Origin of the sequence: Mycobacterium sp. 1081908.1, from assembly GCF_001673535.1 — a bacterium.
Classification (GTDB): domain Bacteria; phylum Actinomycetota; class Actinomycetes; order Mycobacteriales; family Mycobacteriaceae; genus Mycobacterium.
Genome location: NZ_LZLY01000068.1, coordinates 87615 through 106900, shown reverse-complemented (window position 1 = coordinate 106900; position 19286 = coordinate 87615). Strand labels below are relative to the sequence as shown.

19 protein-coding genes and 1 pseudogene are annotated in these 19286 nt (G+C 67.2%); 13 read left to right on the top strand and 7 right to left on the bottom strand.

Annotation, left to right across the window (positions count from 1 at the left end):
• Positions 1 to 209: 209 nt before the first annotated feature.
• A complete protein-coding gene (locus A5655_RS09720; protein ID WP_197508653.1) occupies positions 210 to 1040 on the top strand; it encodes an SMP-30/gluconolactonase/LRE family protein in 831 nt (276 codons plus the stop codon).
• On the opposite strand, the gene A5655_RS09715 is transcribed toward A5655_RS09720, so the two are convergent.
• Genes A5655_RS09715 through A5655_RS09700 form a run of 4 tightly spaced genes read right to left on the bottom strand, consistent with a single transcriptional unit; the run spans position 1037 to position 4915 of the window.
• Positions 1037 to 2689: an acyl-CoA synthetase gene (locus A5655_RS09715; protein WP_067008794.1), complete on the bottom strand. Its 1653-nt coding sequence runs from the start codon at positions 2687 to 2689 to the stop codon at positions 1037 to 1039. The two genes, A5655_RS09720 and A5655_RS09715, sit on opposite strands and share 4 nt — an antisense overlap.
• An 8-nt stretch (positions 2690 to 2697) precedes the next feature.
• Positions 2698 to 3312, bottom strand: coding sequence for a PaaI family thioesterase (locus A5655_RS09710; protein ID WP_067009015.1), 615 nt, complete (start codon positions 3310 to 3312; stop codon positions 2698 to 2700).
• On the bottom strand, positions 3309 to 3926 hold the full coding sequence (locus A5655_RS09705) for a cysteine hydrolase (RefSeq protein WP_067008791.1): 618 nt from the start codon (positions 3924 to 3926) through the stop codon (positions 3309 to 3311). The genes A5655_RS09710 and A5655_RS09705 overlap by 4 nt, the downstream gene beginning before the upstream one ends.
• Positions 3923 to 4915 carry a Rieske 2Fe-2S domain-containing protein gene (locus A5655_RS09700; RefSeq protein ID WP_067008788.1) on the bottom strand — a complete coding sequence of 331 codons (993 nt, stop codon included), beginning with the start codon at positions 4913 to 4915 and terminating at the stop codon, positions 3923 to 3925. Before A5655_RS09700 ends, A5655_RS09705 begins: the two co-directional genes overlap by 4 nt.
• Positions 4916 to 4998: 83 nt before the next feature.
• Between A5655_RS09700 and A5655_RS09695 the strand changes: the two are divergent.
• The 5 genes and pseudogenes from A5655_RS09695 to A5655_RS09675 all read left to right on the top strand — a co-directional run.
• A pseudogene (locus tag A5655_RS09695) lies at positions 4999 to 5344 on the top strand (nuclear transport factor 2 family protein); the annotation flags it as partial.
• A gap of 97 nt (positions 5345 to 5441) precedes the next feature.
• Positions 5442 to 7061, top strand: coding sequence for an NAD(P)/FAD-dependent oxidoreductase (locus A5655_RS09690; RefSeq protein ID WP_067008786.1), 1620 nt, complete (start codon positions 5442 to 5444; stop codon positions 7059 to 7061).
• A gap of 19 nt (positions 7062 to 7080) precedes the next feature.
• Complete coding sequence (locus tag A5655_RS09685) at positions 7081 to 8199, top strand: PHB depolymerase family esterase (RefSeq protein WP_067008783.1); 1119 nt, start codon at positions 7081 to 7083, stop codon at positions 8197 to 8199.
• A complete protein-coding gene (locus A5655_RS09680; protein WP_067008781.1) occupies positions 8199 to 8579 on the top strand; it encodes a nuclear transport factor 2 family protein in 381 nt (126 codons plus the stop codon). The genes A5655_RS09685 and A5655_RS09680 overlap by 1 nt, the downstream gene beginning before the upstream one ends.
• Positions 8576 to 9619: a TIGR03857 family LLM class F420-dependent oxidoreductase gene (locus A5655_RS09675; RefSeq protein ID WP_067008777.1), complete on the top strand. Its 1044-nt coding sequence runs from the start codon at positions 8576 to 8578 to the stop codon at positions 9617 to 9619. Before A5655_RS09680 ends, A5655_RS09675 begins: the two co-directional genes overlap by 4 nt.
• A 72-nt stretch (positions 9620 to 9691) precedes the next feature.
• Here the strand turns inward: A5655_RS09675 and A5655_RS09670 are convergent, their stop codons facing one another.
• Complete coding sequence (locus tag A5655_RS09670; protein ID WP_067008775.1) at positions 9692 to 11188, bottom strand: acyl-CoA carboxylase subunit beta; 1497 nt, start codon at positions 11186 to 11188, stop codon at positions 9692 to 9694.
• Between the two features lie 85 nt (positions 11189 to 11273).
• Between A5655_RS09670 and A5655_RS09665 the strand changes: the two genes are divergently transcribed.
• The 7 genes from A5655_RS09665 to A5655_RS09635 all read left to right on the top strand — a co-directional run bounded on the left by A5655_RS09665 (position 11274) and on the right by A5655_RS09635 (position 16702).
• Positions 11274 to 12296, top strand: a complete 1023-nt coding sequence (locus A5655_RS09665) for an LLM class F420-dependent oxidoreductase (RefSeq protein WP_067008772.1) — start codon at positions 11274 to 11276, stop codon at positions 12294 to 12296.
• Between the two features lie 11 nt (positions 12297 to 12307).
• The gene (locus A5655_RS09660) at positions 12308 to 13528 is read left to right on the top strand and encodes a cytochrome P450 (RefSeq protein WP_067009012.1); all 1221 of its coding nucleotides are present in this window, start codon (positions 12308 to 12310) and stop codon (positions 13526 to 13528) included.
• A gap of 18 nt (positions 13529 to 13546) precedes the next feature.
• Entirely contained in the window at positions 13547 to 14374 is an 828-nt protein-coding gene (locus A5655_RS09655) for an SDR family NAD(P)-dependent oxidoreductase (RefSeq protein ID WP_067008769.1), read from the top strand.
• Between the two features lie 194 nt (positions 14375 to 14568).
• Positions 14569 to 14778 carry a dsRBD fold-containing protein gene (locus A5655_RS09650; RefSeq protein WP_067008765.1) on the top strand — a complete coding sequence of 70 codons (210 nt, stop codon included), beginning with the start codon at positions 14569 to 14571 and terminating at the stop codon, positions 14776 to 14778.
• A 99-nt stretch (positions 14779 to 14877) separates the two neighbouring features.
• Positions 14878 to 15426, top strand: a complete 549-nt coding sequence (locus A5655_RS09645) for a YceI family protein (protein WP_067008763.1) — start codon at positions 14878 to 14880, stop codon at positions 15424 to 15426.
• Between the two features lie 107 nt (positions 15427 to 15533).
• Positions 15534 to 15974 carry a VOC family protein gene (locus A5655_RS09640; protein WP_067008760.1) on the top strand — a complete coding sequence of 147 codons (441 nt, stop codon included), beginning with the start codon at positions 15534 to 15536 and terminating at the stop codon, positions 15972 to 15974.
• Positions 15971 to 16702 (top strand): SDR family NAD(P)-dependent oxidoreductase, encoded by a 732-nt coding sequence (locus tag A5655_RS09635; RefSeq protein WP_067008757.1) that lies wholly within the window; start codon positions 15971 to 15973, stop codon positions 16700 to 16702. The genes A5655_RS09640 and A5655_RS09635 overlap by 4 nt, the downstream gene beginning before the upstream one ends.
• A 133-nt stretch (positions 16703 to 16835) precedes the next feature.
• Here the strand turns inward: A5655_RS09635 and A5655_RS09630 are convergent, their stop codons facing one another.
• The gene (locus A5655_RS09630) at positions 16836 to 17993 is read right to left on the bottom strand and encodes a Zn-dependent alcohol dehydrogenase (RefSeq protein ID WP_067008754.1); all 1158 of its coding nucleotides are present in this window, start codon (positions 17991 to 17993) and stop codon (positions 16836 to 16838) included.
• On the bottom strand, positions 17990 to 19216 hold the full coding sequence (locus A5655_RS09625; protein WP_067008751.1) for a cytochrome P450: 1227 nt from the start codon (positions 19214 to 19216) through the stop codon (positions 17990 to 17992). The genes A5655_RS09630 and A5655_RS09625 overlap by 4 nt, the downstream gene beginning before the upstream one ends.
• Positions 19217 to 19286 lie beyond the last annotated feature (70 nt).

Here is a 19286-nt window from a genome sequence, read left to right as displayed (position 1 = left end):
GGTTCGTCGAAATGTCTCTAGGTGTAGCAGATACCCGGGCGTTAGCGATAGGCCTACCGTTGTAGCAACGGTAGGCAGCTTTACATAGCCGGCCGGCGCCGCCCGTCGAAATCTATGGCGGCACCGTCGACGTGTTCCGTAACATGATTCCGCAGCGCTTCTTGGGTCTCGGCCGCCCAAGCCGTTTCACCGCCGAAGAAGGTGACCCGATGACGATCGAAATGATCGCTGACGGTTTGGGATTCACGGAAGGTCCCACCTACCTGCCCGACGGTAGGGTAGCGGTCGCCTCGGTCAGTCACGGCTGCGTCTACATCATGGACCCGGGCGGGGGATCGCGGGAAAGGATCGATACCGGCGGCGGTCCCAATGGTCTGTGCAGTGGATCCGACGGGTCCATCTATGTCGCCCAGAACGGCGGCAACTTCGGTGCCGACGTGGCGGGCCAGCCCGGCGTGCAGGTCATCCGCGGCGGCCGGGTCGACTACCTCGCCGAAGGCATGGAAGCGCCGAACGATCTGATGTTCGGGCCCGACGGCAAGCTTTGGGTCACCGACACCCGCGCCGAAATGGAAATCTTTCACCCGGACGAGAGCAAGCGGGGATGGCTGTGGACCGTCGACACCGCGACCGGCGCAAAGGAGTTGATCCTCGAATCCGGGCCGGTCTGGATCAACGGCCTTGGTTTCAGCCCGGATTCGACACGGCTGCTGGTGACCGCGACGTCCGGCGGGCAGCTCGTGCGTTATCCGATTGGAGCGGGGTGCTCGCTCGACGGCCACGCCGGCGAGCTGGTGTGCACCTTCGAGCGGGCATGGCCGGCGGGAATGGTGGTTCGGGCCGACGGAGCGTCCTGGGTGGCGTTGACCGGCGCAGACCGCCTCGACCTCGTCGGCGAGACGGGCGAAACCTTGGACGCGGTGGTGTTGCCCGATGGGGCGCTTCCGACGAATGTGTGCCTGGGCGCGGACTCCGCGGACGAATTGCTCGTCACCGCTTCGTATCAGCAGGCGCTGTTGAGAATTCGGCTGCCCGCTTAGCCGTTTTCCGCCTGCTCGCGCGCCCACCGATAGTCCGCCTTGCCCGACGGGCTGCGCTCGATCACCGGGCGGAACACGATCGCCTTGGGCAGCTTGTAGCGGGCCAGGGAATCGCCGGCGTGCTTGATCAGCTCGTCGGCGTCGGCGCTCGCGCCTTCGGCCAGGGCGACGACGGCAACGACCTCCTGTCCCCACCGCTCGCTCGGCCGCCCGGCGACCACCACGTCGGCCACCGCCGGGTGCGACGCGAGCGCGGTTTCGACCTCCTCGACGAAGATCTTCTCGCCGCCGGAGTTGATCGTCACCGAATCGCGCCCCAGCAATTCGATCGCGCCGTCGGCGCGGTGGCGGGCGCGGTCGCCGGGAACCGCGTACCGCACCCCGTCGATGACCGGAAATGTCTTGGCGGTCTTGGCCGCATCGCCCTTGTAGCCGAGCGGAACGTAGCCACGTTGCGCGAGCCAGCCCATGCCGTCGTGGCCGGGCGGCAGGATCGAGGCGAGGTCTTCGGCCGCCACGAAGGTGTCGGGCCCGGCATTGAAGGTGCCGGTCGACACCGCCCCCGACATCGACATGTGGTGCATCTGCGCGCCGGTCTCCGACGACCCGACGCCATCGATGACCAGGGCATTGGGGAGCGCTTCGATGAGTCGTTGCTTGACATAGGGCGTGAGCAAGGCGCCGCCATTGGCGACGACGGCCAACGACGACACATCCGCGATGCCCTTCTCGATGGCGGCGACCAGGGGGCGCGCCATCGCGTCGCCGACCACCGTCACCGTCATCACCCGCTCACGCTCGATGGTGCGGACCACGTCTTCGGCGTCGAAATGGTCTACGACGGAAGGGAAGACGACAGTCTGCCCGGTGGTGATCGCGGTCATCACGCTCCACTGAGCGGCACCGTGGATCAGCGGTGGCAGGATCATCAACTTGCTTCCGGCGCCCGCGGCGGCCCCGGCGACGATATCGTCAACGGAGCCGAACGGCTCGCCGGTCACCAGGTTTCGGCCGCCGAAGGACGTCATGAAGATGTCGTGCTGGCGCCACAACACGCCCTTCGGCATCCCCGTCGTCCCACCGGTGTACAACACGTACAGGTCATCGGGGGAGTGTTGCAGCGGCGGAGGTTCCGGCGAACTGGACGCCAGGGCCGTCTCGTAATCCACCGCGCCGTAGATCAAGTCGTTGCCCGAGTCGTCGGCGATCTGAATCAGCACCCGCAGCTGCGGTAGCTCCGGCAGGATTTCGGCCACCCGCGGCGCGAACGCGGCGTGGTAGATCAGGGCGGTCGCGCCGGCATCCTTGAGCAGATACTGCAGCTCGCTCTTGACGTAGCGGAAGTTGACGTTGAAGGGGGCGACCCGCGCCTGAAAGGCGCCCAGCAGCGCCTCGACGAATTCGTTGCCGTTGTAGGCGTACAGGCCGAGCAGGTCCTGACCCGCCTCGTGCCCGGCGAGCTCGGAGCGCTCGGTGTGGCACCCCAGCCCCCGCGAGCACAGGTAGGTGGCGAGCCGGTTCGCCCGGTCGAGAAGCTGCGCATAGCTGTAGCGCCGTTCGCCCCGAATCACCAGGTCGCGGTCGGGGATGGCCTCGGCGACGGCCGTCGCAACTGCGGGAACGGTGAATTGTGTTGCGGTGTCAGACATCTTGCCTCTCACGGCTGGTGGGGTAGCAGGCGAACCATCAGGCCGTTGGCTTCGCTGAGCAGTGTGCCGTCGGCAGCCGCCATGCTAGCGGCTACGAAGAACTTCCTGCCGTCGATTTTCGAGATCCGGCCCCGGGCACTCAGCGGCTCGTCGATCGGCGTGATGCTGCGGTAGTCGACGTGCAGGTACGCCGTCCGGGTGGGGGGAACGCCGGCGGTGGAAACGACCATGCCGAACAGCCAGTCGTAGAAGAGCGGGATCATGCCGCCGTGCACGGCGTTGTTGCCGCCCACGTGGGAGCGGGTGAAGTGTCCGTGCATGATGACGCCGTCCGGTCCGGACTCGGTGACCAGCCACGGCGGCAGCAGCGGATGTCCCAGCCCGGGCAGTTCGAGGACGCGCCCGCCCGGCGCCACGCCCTCGGGCACCTGGTGCCCATCGAGCAGCGCGCAGGCGCTTTCGACGTGCGCGGCCGCGGTGTTCCACATCGGACTGTTGGTGGACACGGCCAGGTCCTGCAGGCGGCGCATCGCGGCGATGAACCGCCCCAGCCCCGCGGGAGACTGCTCGGCCGGCTTGATCTCGGGGAATCCGCCTTGAACCCCGGGCGCGGTTTCGGTCATGGCCGGTGCCATGCCCGCAGCAGGTCGTCGGCCGTGGTGATGGTCGCGAGCAGCGACAGGGTGTTGGTGATGACGGCCTCACCGTACTCGGCGGGCACGCCGGCCACGGCGTCCTTCGGCACGACGACGCGGTAGGCGGCGTTGACCGCGTCCATCACGACGTTGGGGATCGCGATGTTCAGCGAGACGCCCACCACGACGATGGTGGACACACCGAGGTTGCGCAGCACCGCGTCAAGGTCGGTGCCGCCCATCGGCCCGACGCCGTGCCAGCGGCTCAGCACCAAATCGGTTGGTTCCGGGCCCAGTTCGGGCAGCAGGGTCGCTCCGGGGGTGCCGGGGGTGATGTCGACGTCCCCGCGCCCGACGGCGAAGATCTTGGCGTTGTGGTTGGCGCCGAGCCCGTCGGGCCGGCGCTGCACCAGGCAGTGCACGACGCGCACGCCGGCCGCCCGCGCGGCCGGCAACAGCCGCACGATGTTGGGCAGGGCGACGCGGCGCGCCTCCTCGGCCAGCACCGCCAGCCCGGCGTTCGGGCCGATGACCGCGCCCTGACACTCCTGGGTGACGATCGCGGTGTGCCCGGGCGCCACCAATTCGTCGAGCGCCGTCATGCCGGCACTTCGTAGAACTGCAGCGCCCACTTGCGCAGCGCCATATAGCCTTTCGCGTCCACCTTGGACAGCGGCGGGTGCTCCACGTACCTCTGGTAGCGCCAGATTTGCAGGTCGTCGAACACGGTGGACAGGAACTGCCGCTCGATCACATCGCGCAGCTTGCCCTCCGGCACGTCGGAGTCATCGCCCGGGATGCGCGGCCACCAGATCGAGTAGAACAGGTCCGAGCACTCGTCGTCGACCGGCGTGCAGGTGAAGATCAGCCGGTGATTCTGCGCGCCCTCGAAGACGCTGATTGCGCCGCCCAGGCCGAACAGGTGGCTGTGGAAGCGCAGCGCGAGATCGTCGGGGTTGTCGCTGCCGGCATCCGGCCAACCGGCGACGAATTGCCACTCCTGGTCGACGATCTTCCAGTCCAACACCCGGGGCGTCACGGTGGCGTGGTGGACGTATTCGAAGTGCGCGCTGTCGGGGGCGTTCTCGGCCACGATCTGCGGGTGCACCGGTTCGCGCTCGGCGCGCCGGGAGAATTCGGGATACGCCCGGTAATACGCCGCCGGGTCGGTCTCGAACTGCGGGAATTTTCCGAAGATGTCGGGCATCTCCCACTGCGGCTCCTTGCCGTCCGGCTGATGCCAGATGAACACGCAGTCGTGCTGTTCGCGGACCGGATACACCCGAAGCCGCAGCGCGCGGTTGGGCCGGTCCGGCTGGTAGGGAATGTAGCGGTTGGCGCCGTCGGGGCCCCAGCGCCAACCGTGGAATGGGCACTCGACGCAGTCGCCGACCACCTTGCCGCCGTGGCCGATGTGGGCGCCGAGGTGTTTGCAGTGCGCCTCCAGGACGTGCAACTCGCCTCGCTCGTCGCGGTAGGCCACCAGATCCTCGCCGAAATAGTGCAGCGGCCGCACCTCGCCGACGGGGAATTCGGGTGACCACCCGACCATGAACCACCCGGTTACCTTCCAGGTGAACGGCACTTTCACGCCGGCGCCTCCCGCGATCGTTGATACTAAGTCCGTTACAGTATAGATTTCAGCAGTTCGGCCGGTAAGCCACAAGGAGACAGATGAACCAAGCGGCTGACGAGCTGGAATCGATCCGGCAGCTCAAGGCCCGCTACTGCCGCTTCCTGGACACCAAGGACGTCGATTCTTGGCGCGCCGTCTTTTACACCCGACGTGGTGGTCACCCTCGACATGGCGGTATCGACGGCCGGCGCCGACCCCATGACCGCGGCGCCGCTGGAAGGCGTCGACAACTTCGTGCCGATGGTGATGGGCGGCCTGGAGAACGTGGCCACGATGCACCATTGCCACACCCCGGAGATCCGCCTGACGTCGGCGACCACCGCGACCGGCATCTGGGCGATGGAAGACCTGCTCGTGTTCGGCGACGGCAGGGAGCTACACGGCGCCGGTCACTACCACGAAACCTACGAGAAGCGGGACGGCTCGTGGCGGATCAAGACCCTGCACCTCACCCGAACGATCCTGAAGATGAGCGGCGGCGATGGCGGATAGCGCGCGCTTCGACACCCTGGTGATCGGTGCCGGATTCTCCGGCCTCTACATGCTGCACCGGCTGCGGCAGCTCGGACTGCGCACCCGGGTGCTGGAGAAGGCCGAAAACGTCGGCGGCACCTGGCTGTTCAACCGATACCCGGGCGCGCGCTGTGACATCGAGAGCATCGAGTACTCGTACAGCTTCTCCGACGAGATTCAGCAGGAATGGGTATGGACGGAGTCGCTGCCGGCGCAGCCGGAGATCGAGGCCTACCTGAACTTCGTCGCCGACCGGCTCGATCTTCGCCGCGACATCCAATTCGACGCCGAGGTCGTCGCGATGACATTCGACGACGAGGCCGGCGCCTGGGTGGTGAGAACCCGCGCGGGTGAGTCCCTTATCGCTTCGTTCGTCGTCGCCGCAACCGGCATCCTGTCGGTGCCGCTCGAGCCCGCCATCCCGGGGATGGACACCTTTGCCGGAGCGTCGCTGTTCACCAGCCGCTGGCCGAAGGACGGCTTCGACCTCGCCGGCAAGCGCGTCGGCGTCATCGGCACCGGTTCGACCGGGGTTCAATTCATTCCGGTCGCGGCCTCCGAAGCGTTGCAGCTCTGCGTGTTCCAGCGTTCGCCGGCCTACACGCTGCCGTGGCGGGTGCGCCAATTCGACCCGGGCGAGCTGGACGAGATGAAGGCCCGCTACGACGAGATCCGCGCGGCGCAACGGGCCCACCCGATCGGCGCGGCGCGGCTGAGCGCCTTCTCGGTGCTGTTCGAGATGATCGGCAGTCCGCCGCTGAAGTCGGCGACGCGCGAGGAACAGCTGCGCGCCATCGAGGAGAACGGCGTGATGGGTGCGCTGAATTGGGGCGACATCTTCTTCGACATCGAGGCCAACCGGATGGCCGCCAAGCTTTACGGCGAGGCGGTGGCCCGGATCGTCACAGACCCGGAGACCGCCGCCGCCCTGGTGCCGGACCACCCCTTCGCCTGCAAGCGCCCGATCATCGACTTCGGCTATTACGAGACATTCAACCGGGACAACGTCACCCTGGTCGACCTGCGTAAGGCGCCGATCCGTGAAGTGACACCGACCGGTATCCGCACCGAACGCGGTGACCACGAACTCGACGTGATCGTCTACGCCACCGGGTTCGACGCGATGACCGGCGCGCTCAGCCGCATCGACGTCCGCGGCCGCGGCGGCATGTCGCTCGCCGAATTCTGGGCCACTCAGGGGCCGCTTTCCTATCTGGGGTTGGCCATCGCCGGCTTTCCCAACCTGTTCACGGTCCAGGGCCCGGGCAGTCCGAGCGCATCTACCAACTTCGTCGCCGCGTGCGAGCAGCACGTGGAGTGGATCGCCGACTGCATCACGCATCTGCGCGCCAACGGCATCCGCACCATCGAGGCCCTGCCCGCCGCGCAGCAGGAGTGGATCGACCACACCACCGCGCTGGTGGCTCCGACGGTTTTGGTGCACCCGTCATGCAATTCCTGGTACAACGGTGGCAACGTCCCCGGGAAGAAACGGATGTACATGGGCTATACCGGGGGAATCCCCGAATACCGCCGCCGCTGTGACGAAATCGCCGCGGGCGGATACACCGGGTTCAAGTTGACCTAGCTGGTTCGAGGTGATCGGTATGTCATGGGCGACGCGGGGAATGGGCCTCTCCAAAGAACTGGCCCGGGAGCTCGGCATGCTGCTGCCGCGCACCGTCACCGGCCTGCACGAATCGACCGGCTGGGTGCCGGCGTCCCCGCGCGGACTCCGTCAGTTCGGCGAGGTCATGCTGGACGAGCTTGTGCTGAGCGGCTTTTCGCTGCTGGCCGGCGGCCCGGCGGAGATGCGGCCGGTGGATGCGTGCAGCGCGGCCGCCAAGGAATTGTCGGCCCTCGGCATCGACGCGGCCCATGCCGCGCCAAAACCGTTGCGGGCGACCTCGATACGGCGGCGCCGGATCGCCGGCCTCGAATACGAGCAGATGACGTTCGAACACGACCCTGGCCTGCCGGCGACGCTGGAGGCCGAAGGCTTCGGCGGGCCGGCCCGCGCGGTGGTGCACCTGTGCCGGCATCGCGACGGTCCGCGGCCGTGGCTGGTGTGGGTGCACGGCGCCGGTCAGGGCGGCACGGAAGACTTGCTGCTGTCCCGGATCGGCCGAATACATCACACGCTGGGGTTCAACGTCGCGATGCCGGTGCAGCCCGGCCATGGCTGCCGGCGACGTGAATGGCCGGCCTACCCGGACGTCGATCCGCTGGGCAATGTTGCCGGCATGATGCGCGCGGTCTCGGAGGTCCGCGCAGTGGTGCGATGGGTCCAGCCGCAGGCCACCGCCGTTGTGGTGTCGGGCATTTCGATGGGCACCCCGGTGGCCGCGCTGGTCTCCCACCTCGAGAGGCAGATCGACGCGGTGGCGCTGTACACCCCGATCCTGGGGCTCAACGCGATGATCGCGCGGCACCTCGGGCGCTGGGGGCAGTCCCGCGCGGGTTTCCGCGAGGTGCTGGGCTCGCTGGAGGTCTCGATGCTGACCTCGGTGATCGACCCGCTGCGCGCCGATCCCGCACCGCCGCCGCACCGCCGGCTCATCGTCGGAGCGTGGCACGACCGGATGGCGATGCGCGAGCCGGCGGTCGCGTTGCAGGAACGCTGGGGCGGGCAGCTGTACTGGTACGACGGTGGACACGTCGGTCACATGTTCTCCCGGCGCGTGCTCGCGGTGACCGAACGCTTCCTGGCGGAGGCAGCCGGGTGATGGCGGCGACCCGGACGGCGCGCGAAGTGGTTGAGCTCTACAACCTGGTGGTGTGGAATGAGCGCGATCTCGGCCTGGCCGAGGAGTTGCTGGGCGACAACGTCATTCGGCACGAGGTCGGCGCGGCGCACACCCTGACCCACGCACAGGCGGTCCAACGAGTGGCAGACATGTTGGCGCTGTTCGACTCGTTGCGTTTCGACCTCAAGATCGTGATCGAGGGGGACGACGGCGAGCACGTAGCGATCGTCTACGACTCGTCGATGACCACCAAGGACGGCACCGAAACCAACATCGGCAGCATCGAGGTGTTCCGCGTCGTCGCCGGCAGGATCACCGAGGTCTGGAATTGCGGCTACCAGCAAGGGGTTTGGAATTGAGCGAGCGCACGCTTGACGAATTGGGGTACTACCTGCTCGCCGGGGCCGGCGGCGAGGGGCCGGCGACCCTGATGGACGAGGCCCGCCGCGGCGAGGAGCTGGGCTTCGGCACCGCGTTCATCTCCGAGCGCTGGAACGTCAAGGAGGCGTCATCGCTCGTCGGGGCCGCGTGCGCGGTGACCAGCCGGATGCAAATCGCCACCGCCGCAACCAATCACAACACCCGCCATCCGCTGATCACCGGATCGTGGGCGACCACCATGCATCGGCTCTCCGGCGGGCGATTCACCCTGGGCATCGGGCGCGGGATCGCCGCGATCTACGGGGCGTTCGGCATCCCGGCCGTGACGACCGCCCAGATGGAGGACTGGGCCCAGGTCATGCGCCGGCTGTGGCACGGCGAGCTGATCTTCAACCACGACGGCCCGATGGGCAAATACCCGATCCTGTTTCTCGACCCGGACTTCAACGAGGACATTCGCCTGGCGCTGGTGGCATTCGGGCCGAACACCCTCGCGCTCGGCGGCCGGGTCTTCGACGACGTCATCCTGCACACCTACTTCACGCCCGAGACGTTGCAGCGCTGCGTGGCGACGGTCAAGTCCGCCGCGGAGAAGGCGGGCCGCGACCCTGATGGCGTGCGGGTGTGGTCGTGCTTCGCCACGGTCGGTGACCACCTTCCCGAACCGTTGCGGCTGAAGAAGACCGTGGCGCGCCTGGCCACCTATCTGCAGGGCTACGGCGACCTGCTGGTGCAGACCAACAAGTGGGATCCCGCTGTGCTGCAACGCTTTCGGGAGGACCCGGTGGTGACGTCGATCGCCGGCGGCATCGATCACAAGGCCACGCCCGAGCAGATCGAACACATCGCGACGCTGATCCCCGACGAATGGCTGGAACCGTCGGCGACCGGTTCGCCGCAGCGGTGCGTGGACCGCATCCGCGAGGAGTTCGACTATGGCGCCGACGCGGTGATCATGCATGGCGCGACGCCCGACGAGCTCGAGCCCGTCGTCACCGCGTATCGGGCGACCAACTAGCCGCGAGCGTGCGCAGTTGTACGCCCGTTGCGGCGTGTCGCCGTACAGACACGCCCACTCGCGCAAGGGAACTCAAGGCAGGATGACGGTCCGGCTGACCGGCTCTGCGGCGGCCTGGCGGCTGGACAGTCCACGAAGCAGCGAACCCAGTAGGGCGTCGCGGGTTTCGCGGGGATCAATGAGCTCGTCGAACCCCAGATGTTCGGCCGAGCGATACGACGCCTGCAACTCGGCGTCGCGCAGCTTCGCGGTGGTGTCCTCACCGGCATGTGTTGCCCGGCCCAGCGCCGCGGCGCTCATGGCGCCCATGGTCGCGCCCGGGTAGGCGAAGGTCGCGCTCTGGTGATCGAAACCCAGCAGCGACATCACCATTGAGCCGAATCCGTATGCCTTGCGCAGCGTGACGTGCAGCTTGATCGTGGTGGCCGCGGTCTGCGCGGCGAACATCCGCGCGCCGGCGCGCAGCACGCCGCTGCGCTCGGACCGGCTGCCGGGCAACATGCCGGGGTTGTCGGCCAGGAACACGATGGGCAGGTGGAACGAGTCGGCCACCAGGATGAAATGCGCCGCCTTGTCCGCGGCGGCGGCGTCGATGGAGCCCGCGAGCACGTTGGGCTGATTCGCGACCACCGCGACCGGATGGCCGCCGAGGTGGGCCAGCGCGCAGATGATCGCCTTGCCGTACCGGGGCTGGACCTCGAACCAGTCGGGCCGGTCGAAGACCACATCGAGCACGGCGCGCATGTCGTAGACGCGGCGGTTGTCGCGGGAGACGATGTCGAGCAGCTCGGGCGTCGCACGCGGCTCGCTGTCCTCGTCGGGCGCCAGCGGCGCCGGGTACGACCACGCGCTGGACGGGAAATACGACAGGTACCGCCGGATGTCGGCGATCACGGCCTCGTCGTCTTCGGCGACGTTGTGGATCACCCCGCTCGGCAGGGCGGTCACGGGCCCGCCGAGGTCCTCCTTCGAGATCTCTTCTCCGGTCGACTCTTTGACGACCGGCGGCCCCGCGGTGAAGATCGCGCCCTGCGTGCTCATGATCCGGAAGTCACAGACCGGGGCGACCAGAGCGCCGTGCCCGGCCGAGGGGCCCAATACGGCGGCGACGGTCGGCACCCGGCCCGAGCACTGCGCCTGGGACAGCAGGTCGGTGGGGGTGCGACCGTAATGTCCACCGCCCGGCCGGAACCCGGCGCCTTCGAGCAGCATCACCAGTGGAATCTTGTCGCGCAGCGCCAGTTCGGCGATGCGGTAGCGCTTCGCGTTGCCGCCGGGTCCAATGCTGCCGGCCATGGTGGTGAAGTCCTCCGAGCCCAACATCACCGGCGAACCGTTGATCGAACCTGAGCCGACGACCAGCCCGTCGGCGGCGATCTCGCCGCCGACCAGCGTGCCGATTTCGCGGAACGTCCCCGGGTCGACGAGCCGTTCGATGCGCGCGCGGGCGTCGAGCTTGCCCTTGCCGCGGTGCTTGTCGAGGCGTTCGGGCCCACCCATGCCCCACGCGCGCTGCCGGCGACGGTCGAGGTCCTCGAGCGTCTCCTGCCAATCCGGGGGTTTTGTCATGCCTATGTCCTACCTCATGGAAGATCTCGCGCGGGCCTAGACGTGCAGGGTCACATACTGGATTGCTTACTGTAAAGTTACCCGCATGGCTGACGGCCCTCGCCTCAAGATCGATGGGGGCATCCCCAATCAGCTGGCCCGGGCCGCCGAGGTCGCGCGGGCGCTGGAAGAGCAGGGGTACGACGGGGGATGGACCGCCGAAACCAGTCACGACCCTTTTCTGCCGCTGCTGCTGGCCGCCGAACACACCTCGCGGCTCGAAGTCGGCACCAACATCGCCGTGGCGTTCGCCCGTAATCCGATGATCGTCGCGAACATCGGCTGGGACCTGCAGGCCTACTCGCGGGGCCGGTTCATCCTCGGTCTGGGCACCCAGATCCAGCCCCACATCGAGAAGCGGTTCAGCATGCCGTGGAGCCATCCGGCGCGTCGGATGCGGGAATTCGTCTCGGCGTTGCACGCGATCTGGGCCGCGTGGCGTGACGGCACCAAGCTCGGTTTCGAGGGCGACTTCTACACCCACAAGATCATGACCCCAATGTTCACGCCCGAGCCGCAGCCCTACCCGCCGCCGAAGGTGTTCCTCGCCGCGGTCGGCGAAGCGATGACGGAGGTGTGCGGCGAGGTCGCGGACGGCCACCTGGGGCACCCGATGGTGTCGAAGCGGTACATCACCGACGTCACCACCCCGGCGCTGCTGCGCGGCCTGCAGCGAGCGGGCCGCGACCGCAAGGAGGTCGAGCTGTCGGCCGAAGTGCTGGTGGCCACCGGCGAGACCGACGCCGAGCTGCAGACGGCCACGGCCGCCGTGCGCAAGCAGATCGCGTTCTACGGATCGACGCCGGCCTATCGCAAGGTGCTGGAGCTGCACGGCTGGGGCGACTTGCACGAGGAGTTGAACCGGCTGTCCAAGCAGGGGGAGTGGGACGCCATGGGGTCGTTGATCGACGACGAAATGTTGGCGACCTTCGCCGTCGTCGGCCCGGTCGACGAAGTCGGTGCTGCCCTGAAAAGCCGCTGTGCGGACGTGGTCGATCGCGTCCTGCCCATTTTCATGACCGCCTCGCAAAACTGTGTTTGCACCGCAATGAAGGAGTTTCGCCAGTGAGCACGCCGACGATGGATGACGCCGCCAAGCTGTTGACGGATCCATTGGCCTACACCGACGAGCCGCGGCTGCACGCGGCGCTGACCCACCTGCGGGCGAACGCCCCGGTGTCGTGGGTCGACGTGCCGAACTACAAGCCGTTCTGGGCGATCACCAAACACGCCGACATCATGGACATCGAACGCGAGAACACGCTGTTCACCAACTGGCCGCGCCCCGTGCTGACCACGCTGGAGGGCGACGAGCAGGCAATCGCCGCCGGCGTACGCACGCTGATCCACCTCGACGATCCGCAGCACCGGGTGGTGCGTGCGATCGGTTCCGACTGGTTTCGGCCAAAAGCCATGCGGGCGTTGAAGGTTCGAGTCGACGAGCTGGCCAAGATCTATGTCGACAAGATGATGGCCGCAAGCCCCGAATGCGACTTCGTTCAGCACGTCGCGGTCAATTACCCGCTCTACGTCATCATGTCGCTGCTGGGGCTGCCGGAGGCCGACTTTCCCCGCATGCTCAAGCTGACCCAGGAGCTGTTCGGAAGCGAGGACTCGGAATTCAAACGCGGCACCACGAACGAGGACCAGCTGCCCGCGCTGTTCGACATGTTCGAGTACTTCAACCGGGTGACCGCATCACGCCGCGAACACCCGACCGAGGACCTCTCGTCCGCGATCGCCAACGCCCGCGTCGACGGCGAACCGCTGTCGGACGTCGACACCGTGTCGTACTACCTGATCGTCGCCACCGCGGGTCACGACACCACCAGCGCGACCATCTCGGGCGGCATGCAGGCGCTCATCGAGAATCCCGACCAACGGGAGCGCCTGCGCGACAACCTCGACTTGATGCCGTTGGCCACGGACGAGATGATCCGCTGGGTCACCCCGGTCAAAGAGTTCATGCGCACCGCCGCCAGCGACACGACCGTGCGCGGAGTACCGATCGCCGCCGGAGATTCCCTCCTGCTGTCCTACGTATCGGCCAATCGCGACGAGGACGTCTTCGACGACCCGTTCCGCTTCGACGTCGGGCGCGACCCCAACAAGCATCTGGCGTTCGGCTACGGCGTGCACTTCTGTATGGGCGCGGCGCTGGCCCGCATGGAGGTCAACAGCTTCTTCTCCGAACTGCTGCCCCGCCTGAAATCCATTGAGCTGACCGGCGATCCGGAATTGACCGCCACCACCTTCGTCGGGGGGCTCAAGCACCTACCGGTGCGCTACTCGTTGACCTGATTGCCTAGCCTTTAGGCAATGACACGTAGGACGATCGTGATCACCGGCGCCAGCGACGGCATCGGCGCCGCGGCGGCCCGCCGGTTGCATCGGAGCGGCGCGAACGTTGCCCTGGTCGGCCGATCGCAGAGCAAGACCGCGGCCGTTGCCGCCGAGCTGGGCGCGGACTACTTCGTGGCCGACTTCGCCGACCTGTCCCAGGTGCGGGAACTGGCCGACAAGATTCGTGCCGCATACCCGCGCATCGACGTGCTGGCCAACAACGCCGGCGGCATGTTCACCAATGCCCATACCACCGGAGACGGTCACGAGGTGACCTTCCAGGTCAACTACCTGGCGCCGTTCCTGCTCACCACGCGGTTGATGGAGGTGCTTGTCGAGTCCCGCGCCACCGTCCTCAGCACGACCAGCTCGTCACACAAGCTGGTTCGCCGCGTGACCGCTACCGACCTGGAGGACACGGCCCGCCGCCGGCCCAGCACCGCCTATGCCCTCACCAAGCTGGCGATCGTGTTGTTCACCAGGGAATTGCACCGCCGATATCACGGGTCGGGCCTGTCGTCCGCGACGTTTCACCCGGGATATGTCAACTCCAACTTCGGCGAGGCATCGGGATCACGGTTCCTCGTCTTCATGAAGTACCGCGTGCCGTTGATGGTCCGGTTCACCGCGACCGCCGACGAGGCGGCCGACCAGTTGGTTTGGCTGGCGTCGAGCACACCTGGAGTCGATTGGATGTCCGGCGAGTACTACGCCAAGGGCAAACTGGCAAAGGCCAACCGCGCCGCCTATGACGCCGACCTCGCCCGCGAGCTGTGGGATCGCACGCTGGCCAAGATCGCCTAGGTGGCAGCCGACGAGCGTCACGCCAGCGCGACGGTCGAGATCGCCTAGGCGCCGCGAAGTGCCATTGGCAGTCACCGGTGGGACCAAAGTCATCAGTGTGCGGCGCGCCGGGCGATGGGCGCGAAAGTGGCTGTGTCCCGCAGCATGATCGGTACATGTACCACGCCGGTCGCCCGAATTCTGCTACGCACCCGATGATCACGCTAGCTATCGACGAGCGCCACGGAAGGACGTGCGCGAAGGTCGAGTTGGAATGGGGTGGTTCGCATTTGGCCGGGGTTGGCGTGGCCTATCGCCATCCGGCCGACTGTTTGGCGCGTGAAGCCCGCCACGAGCTGGCGACCGCTCGCGCGCTGTCGGACCTGGCGGACCGGGTTACCGCCCTGGCCCGCGCCACCAACTGAGCGCCGCCGAGCCGCCGGGAATAAATTCGGACTACAGTCCGCTTAGCCCTGCGAAGGGCGTCGGGCAGGCCGTCGCCCCGAACAGGAAAGACGGACACCATGACAGCAACCGCAACGACTCAGGTCACTACCGGCACGTGGGCGATCGACCCGGTGCACTCGTCAATCAACTTCTGGGTACGTCATTTGATGGTCAGCAAGGTACGGGGCAGCTTCGACGACTTCAGCGGCGCGATCGTCATCGCCGACGACGGCACTCCGTCAGTCCACGCCGAGATCGCGGTGGATTCCGTCAACACCGGCAACGGCCAACGCGACGCCCACCTCAAGTCGTCCGACTTCTTCGACGTCGACAAGCACCCGGTCGCGACCTTTACTTCCAGCTCGGTGGAGCCGAACGGCGAAAGCTACGCGCTCCGCGGCGACCTCACCATCAAGGGCGTTACCAAACCGGTCACTTTGGACCTCGATTTCTACGGTGTCAATCCGGGCATGGGCCAGGGGGAAGTCGCCGGCTTCGAGGCGTCGGTCGTGTTGAACCGCAAGGACTTTGGCATTGACCTCGACCTGCCGCTGGAAACCGGGGGCGCGGTCGTCGGCGACAAGGTCACCGTCACACTCGAGATCGAGGCGGTCAAGCAGGCCTGACACCGCCCTGGTGATGACGCCGGGCCGGGAATTCGCGTCGAATGATCGGCCCGGCGGGCCCAGCAGACCCGTCGCATTTGACGTGCGGCGACGCCTAGTGTGGGTGGATGCCGGGTATCCACCACGCCGCGATCTGCACGGCCGACGTCGAACGCTCGACCAAGTTCTGGCGCGACGGCCTGGGATTCGCCGAACTGTTCGACCACACCTTCACCGGGGACTGGCCGGAACTCTTCGGCACCAAGACCGATCGCCTGCGCTCGATATTCCTCGGTGACCCGCAGGCCCCCGACACCGGGATCGTCGAACTGGTCGTCTTCGAGTGCGCGGAGGGCGCCGACGTCGCGCCGGGCCCACCGCGGCACGGCTTCTTCCTGCTCTCCCTGCAGCGCGAGGTCGACGAGACGCTGACGAGGTTGGCGGCGTTGGGTTTCGCCGACGGCGTCCGACGCATCCGCGTGCCTGCCCCGGGCGGCAAGACGGTCCCGATGGCGGTGATCACGGCGCCCGACGGGGTGCTCGTCGAGCTGATCGGCCCCCCGCAATGACGGCGCTGGTGACCGGCGGCGCGTCGGGGATCGGGCGTGAGGTCGCCGCACGGCTGCGCGAGGCGGGTCACGCCGTCGTGGTGTGGGATCTGTCGGGCGGCGACATCGCCTGCGACGTCAGCGATCCCGACGCGGTGTCGGCGGCGATGGAACAAACCGTGCGCGACCACGGTGTGCCCACCCGAATCGTGACGTGCGCCGGCGTCGGAGCGTCGGGCATGCTGCTCGAACAGCAGCCCGCGGAATGGGGACGGGTGCTGGCCGTCAACCTCACCGGCACCTGGCTTACCATCCGCGCCGCGGCACGGGCGATGATCGACGCGGGCGTGGGTGGCTCCATCGTCGCGGTCTCGAGCATCAGCGGCACCCTGGCCGATCGCGACATGGGCGCATATTGCGTGTCCAAGGCGGGCGTAGACATGCTGGTGAAGGTCGCCGCCGTGGAATGGGGTGGGCACGGCATCCGCGTGAACGCCGTGGGGCCGGGTGTCACCCGGACACCGATGCTGGCGAGACCGGAACAACTCCCGGGCTGGGTGGAAGGCCTGTCAGAGCGGACGGCGTTCGGCCGCCTCGGCGAGGCCACCGATGTGGCCGGCGCGATCGTGGGCGTGCTGGAATTGCCTTGGGTGACAGGTCAAGTCGTGCACGCCGACGGTGGCCTGGCGTTGCACAGCCCGATCGACGCGTACGGTCAGATGCAGCGGGTGATGGGCCGCACGGACTAGGAGTGGCGTCGAGACTCTGAGTGTGCGGTGGCGGTTTTCAGCGTGCGCTGGTGGCGGGATTTCGGCGAGTTGTCCGCCAAGAGCTCACACACAAAACCCACAATTCACACTCGAGGTCGGCGCCGTCCGGGATCTAACCGATCCCGTAATCGATGATGCCCCGCACGATCTTGCCGTTGAGCAGGTCGTCGTAGGCGTCGTTGATGTCGTCGAGGCGATAGCGCCGGGTGATCATCTCGTCGAGCTGCAGCTGCCCGGTCTCGTAGAGCCTGGACAGCCTGGCGACGTCGGCCTTGGGGTTGCACGACCCGAATATGGTGCCCGCCAGCGTCTTGTTCATCAGGATGAAGTCCTGCAGGTCGATCTTGACCGACCGGGTCAGTTGCGAGGTCATGCCGGTGAGCACACAGGTCCCGCCCTTGCGGGTGAGCTGCACCGCGTCGCGCACGTCCTCCGGGGTGATCAGGGACGGCGAGACCACCACCGCGTCGGCCATCACGCCGTACGTCAGGCCGCGCACCAGGTCGAGCGCCTCGGCAACCGTTGCGGCGCTGTGCGTCGCGCCGAACTGCAGCGCCGATTTCTGTTTGAACTCAACGGGATCCACCGCGACGATCTGCGCGGCGCCGTTGATCCGGGCGCCCTGGATCGCGCCGGTTCCGATGCCGCCGACGCCGATCACGACGACGGTGTCGCCCGCGCGCATGTTGGAGCGGTTCGCGACGGAACCGTACCCGGTCGGGATGGCGCACGACAGCAGCGCGCTCGGCGCCAGCGGCAGGTGCGGCTCGATCTTCACCAGCGAATTCGTCGACACCACAGTGTGTTGCGCGAACGCGCCGACCTTGGCGATGTGGCCCAGGTTTCGGCCGTCGGCGGTGTGGTGGCGAAAGGTGCCGTCGGTCGGCATCCCCGGGACCATGGTGCCGATGCCGACGTCGCAGAGGTACTCGACACCGGTCGCGCACCAGCGGCACTGGCCGCACACCGCGACGAACGACATCACCACGTGGTCGCCCGGCTCGAAATCGGTTACGCCCTCGCCGACTTCGCGTACGATGCCCGACCCCTCATGGCCACCGATCATCGGGAACATGGTCGGCAGGCCGAGGGCTTTCATCACCTCGTTCGGCGCCGACATATCGCCCTTGAGTATGTGGTCGTCGGAGTGGCACAACCCGGCGGCGGCCAGCTGGACGAGGACTTCGCCGGCGCGCGGCGGGTCCAATTCGAATTCCTCGACGGACCACGGGCCGCCGACGTCGTGCAGGATCGCCGCGCGGCTTCTCATGCGGCCGGGGAGAAGGTGACGGGAAGCTTGTTGGGCGACCGGAAGGTGAGCCCGACGATCTTTGACTCCTCGCCGGTTCCGTCGTCGGGCAGCAACGCCAGATCTTTGACCCGGTCGAACAGGCTGTTCAGCATGACCCGGGTCTCCAGCCGGGCCAGGTGCATGCCGAGGCACATGTGAATGCCGGCCGCGAACGCGATGTGGGCGTGGCGCGGCCGGTGGATGTCGAACCTGTCGGGGTCGGGCCAGCGGCTCTCGTCGCGGTTGGCCGAGCCCATGCACATGTCGATCTGCGCTTCGGCCGGGATTGTCTTGCCGCCGATTTCGATTTCCTCGGTGGTGGTGCGCGTGACCATCGTCAGCGGCGTTTCCACCCGCAGGCCCTCTTCGATCGCCGCCGGGATCAGTGACCGGTCCCGCTGGACCAACGCCAGCTGCTCGGGGTGGGTCAGCAGCAGGTACAAGAGGTTGCCCGACGAGCGATAGGTCGTCTCGAGGCCGGCCGGCAGCAGTAGGCGCAGGAACGCGATGATGGCCTCGTCGGTGAGCTTGTCGCCGTCGATCTCGGCGGTGACCAGGTCGCCGATGATGTCGTCGGTGGTCTTGCGGCGCCGCTGCTCCACCTGCTCGAGGAAGTAGCCGTGCAGCTCCGCCGCCGCGTTCAGCCCTGCCTCGATGTCGGTCGGGATCGAGATCAGGTCGAGCGAGAGCCGCCGGAACAGGGCGAGATCCTCGGGGGGAAGCCCGAGTAGCACCGAGATGATCCGGGTCGGAAATTCGAACGTCAGCGCCTTGACCAGGTCAGCGTGGCCGTCGTTTTTGATTTCGTCGATCAGTCGATCGCACACCGGGCCGATGACCGACGGCTCCCAACGTTCCAGCGCGGTCGCCCGGAAGGCCTTGGCCACCAGGCTGCGGTGGTCGTGGTGCTCCTTGCCGCCCATGGCCAGGATGGTGTGGCCCATCACCAGCCCGATGGTCTTGTCGTAGCTCGCCGAGGTGAAGACGCGGTCGTCGCGGAACGCCTGGAACAGGCCGTCGTAGCCGAACAGGACCCACTCGTCCTTCGGCCGCAATTCCTCCGGCATCTGGGAGTGGTCAGACAGGGAGCCGTGCCAGACGGGATCGGTGCGCCGCATGTATTCGAAGAACGGGTACGGGCTGGTTTCACCGGTGAGGTCGAGGGCGACGGGCTGGCCGTCCGGGTCCGTGCTGAGCGTCATTCGCGCTCCTCCTGAGCAGCCGGTGGGGCGGGATGTGTCTGGCGAGGGAATATCGCTATCATAGTATAAA

What these genes read in the sequence shown, in the direction of transcription:
- A5655_RS09720 (WP_197508653.1), top strand. Translation starts at nt 210, where the DNA reads ATGACGATCGAAATGATCGCTGACGGTTTGGGATTCACGGAAGGTCCC.
- A5655_RS09715 (WP_067008794.1), bottom strand. Translation starts at nt 2,689, where the DNA reads ATGTCTGACACCGCAACACAATTCACCGTTCCCGCAGTTGCGACGGCC.
- A5655_RS09710 (WP_067009015.1), bottom strand. Translation starts at nt 3,312, where the DNA reads ATGACCGAAACCGCGCCCGGGGTTCAAGGCGGATTCCCCGAGATCAAG.
- A5655_RS09705 (WP_067008791.1), bottom strand. Translation starts at nt 3,926, where the DNA reads ATGACGGCGCTCGACGAATTGGTGGCGCCCGGGCACACCGCGATCGTC.
- A5655_RS09690 (WP_067008786.1), top strand. Translation starts at nt 5,442, where the DNA reads ATGGCGGATAGCGCGCGCTTCGACACCCTGGTGATCGGTGCCGGATTC.
- A5655_RS09685 (WP_067008783.1), top strand. Translation starts at nt 7,081, where the DNA reads ATGTCATGGGCGACGCGGGGAATGGGCCTCTCCAAAGAACTGGCCCGG.
- A5655_RS09680 (WP_067008781.1), top strand. Translation starts at nt 8,199, where the DNA reads ATGGCGGCGACCCGGACGGCGCGCGAAGTGGTTGAGCTCTACAACCTG.
- A5655_RS09670 (WP_067008775.1), bottom strand. Translation starts at nt 11,188, where the DNA reads ATGACAAAACCCCCGGATTGGCAGGAGACGCTCGAGGACCTCGACCGT.
- A5655_RS09665 (WP_067008772.1), top strand. Translation starts at nt 11,274, where the DNA reads ATGGCTGACGGCCCTCGCCTCAAGATCGATGGGGGCATCCCCAATCAG.
- A5655_RS09660 (WP_067009012.1), top strand. Translation starts at nt 12,308, where the DNA reads ATGGATGACGCCGCCAAGCTGTTGACGGATCCATTGGCCTACACCGAC.
- A5655_RS09655 (WP_067008769.1), top strand. Translation starts at nt 13,547, where the DNA reads ATGACACGTAGGACGATCGTGATCACCGGCGCCAGCGACGGCATCGGC.
- A5655_RS09650 (WP_067008765.1), top strand. Translation starts at nt 14,569, where the DNA reads ATGATCACGCTAGCTATCGACGAGCGCCACGGAAGGACGTGCGCGAAG.
- A5655_RS09645 (WP_067008763.1), top strand. Translation starts at nt 14,878, where the DNA reads ATGACAGCAACCGCAACGACTCAGGTCACTACCGGCACGTGGGCGATC.
- A5655_RS09640 (WP_067008760.1), top strand. Translation starts at nt 15,534, where the DNA reads ATGCCGGGTATCCACCACGCCGCGATCTGCACGGCCGACGTCGAACGC.
- A5655_RS09635 (WP_067008757.1), top strand. Translation starts at nt 15,971, where the DNA reads ATGACGGCGCTGGTGACCGGCGGCGCGTCGGGGATCGGGCGTGAGGTC.
- A5655_RS09630 (WP_067008754.1), bottom strand. Translation starts at nt 17,993, where the DNA reads ATGAGAAGCCGCGCGGCGATCCTGCACGACGTCGGCGGCCCGTGGTCC.
- A5655_RS09625 (WP_067008751.1), bottom strand. Translation starts at nt 19,216, where the DNA reads ATGACGCTCAGCACGGACCCGGACGGCCAGCCCGTCGCCCTCGACCTC.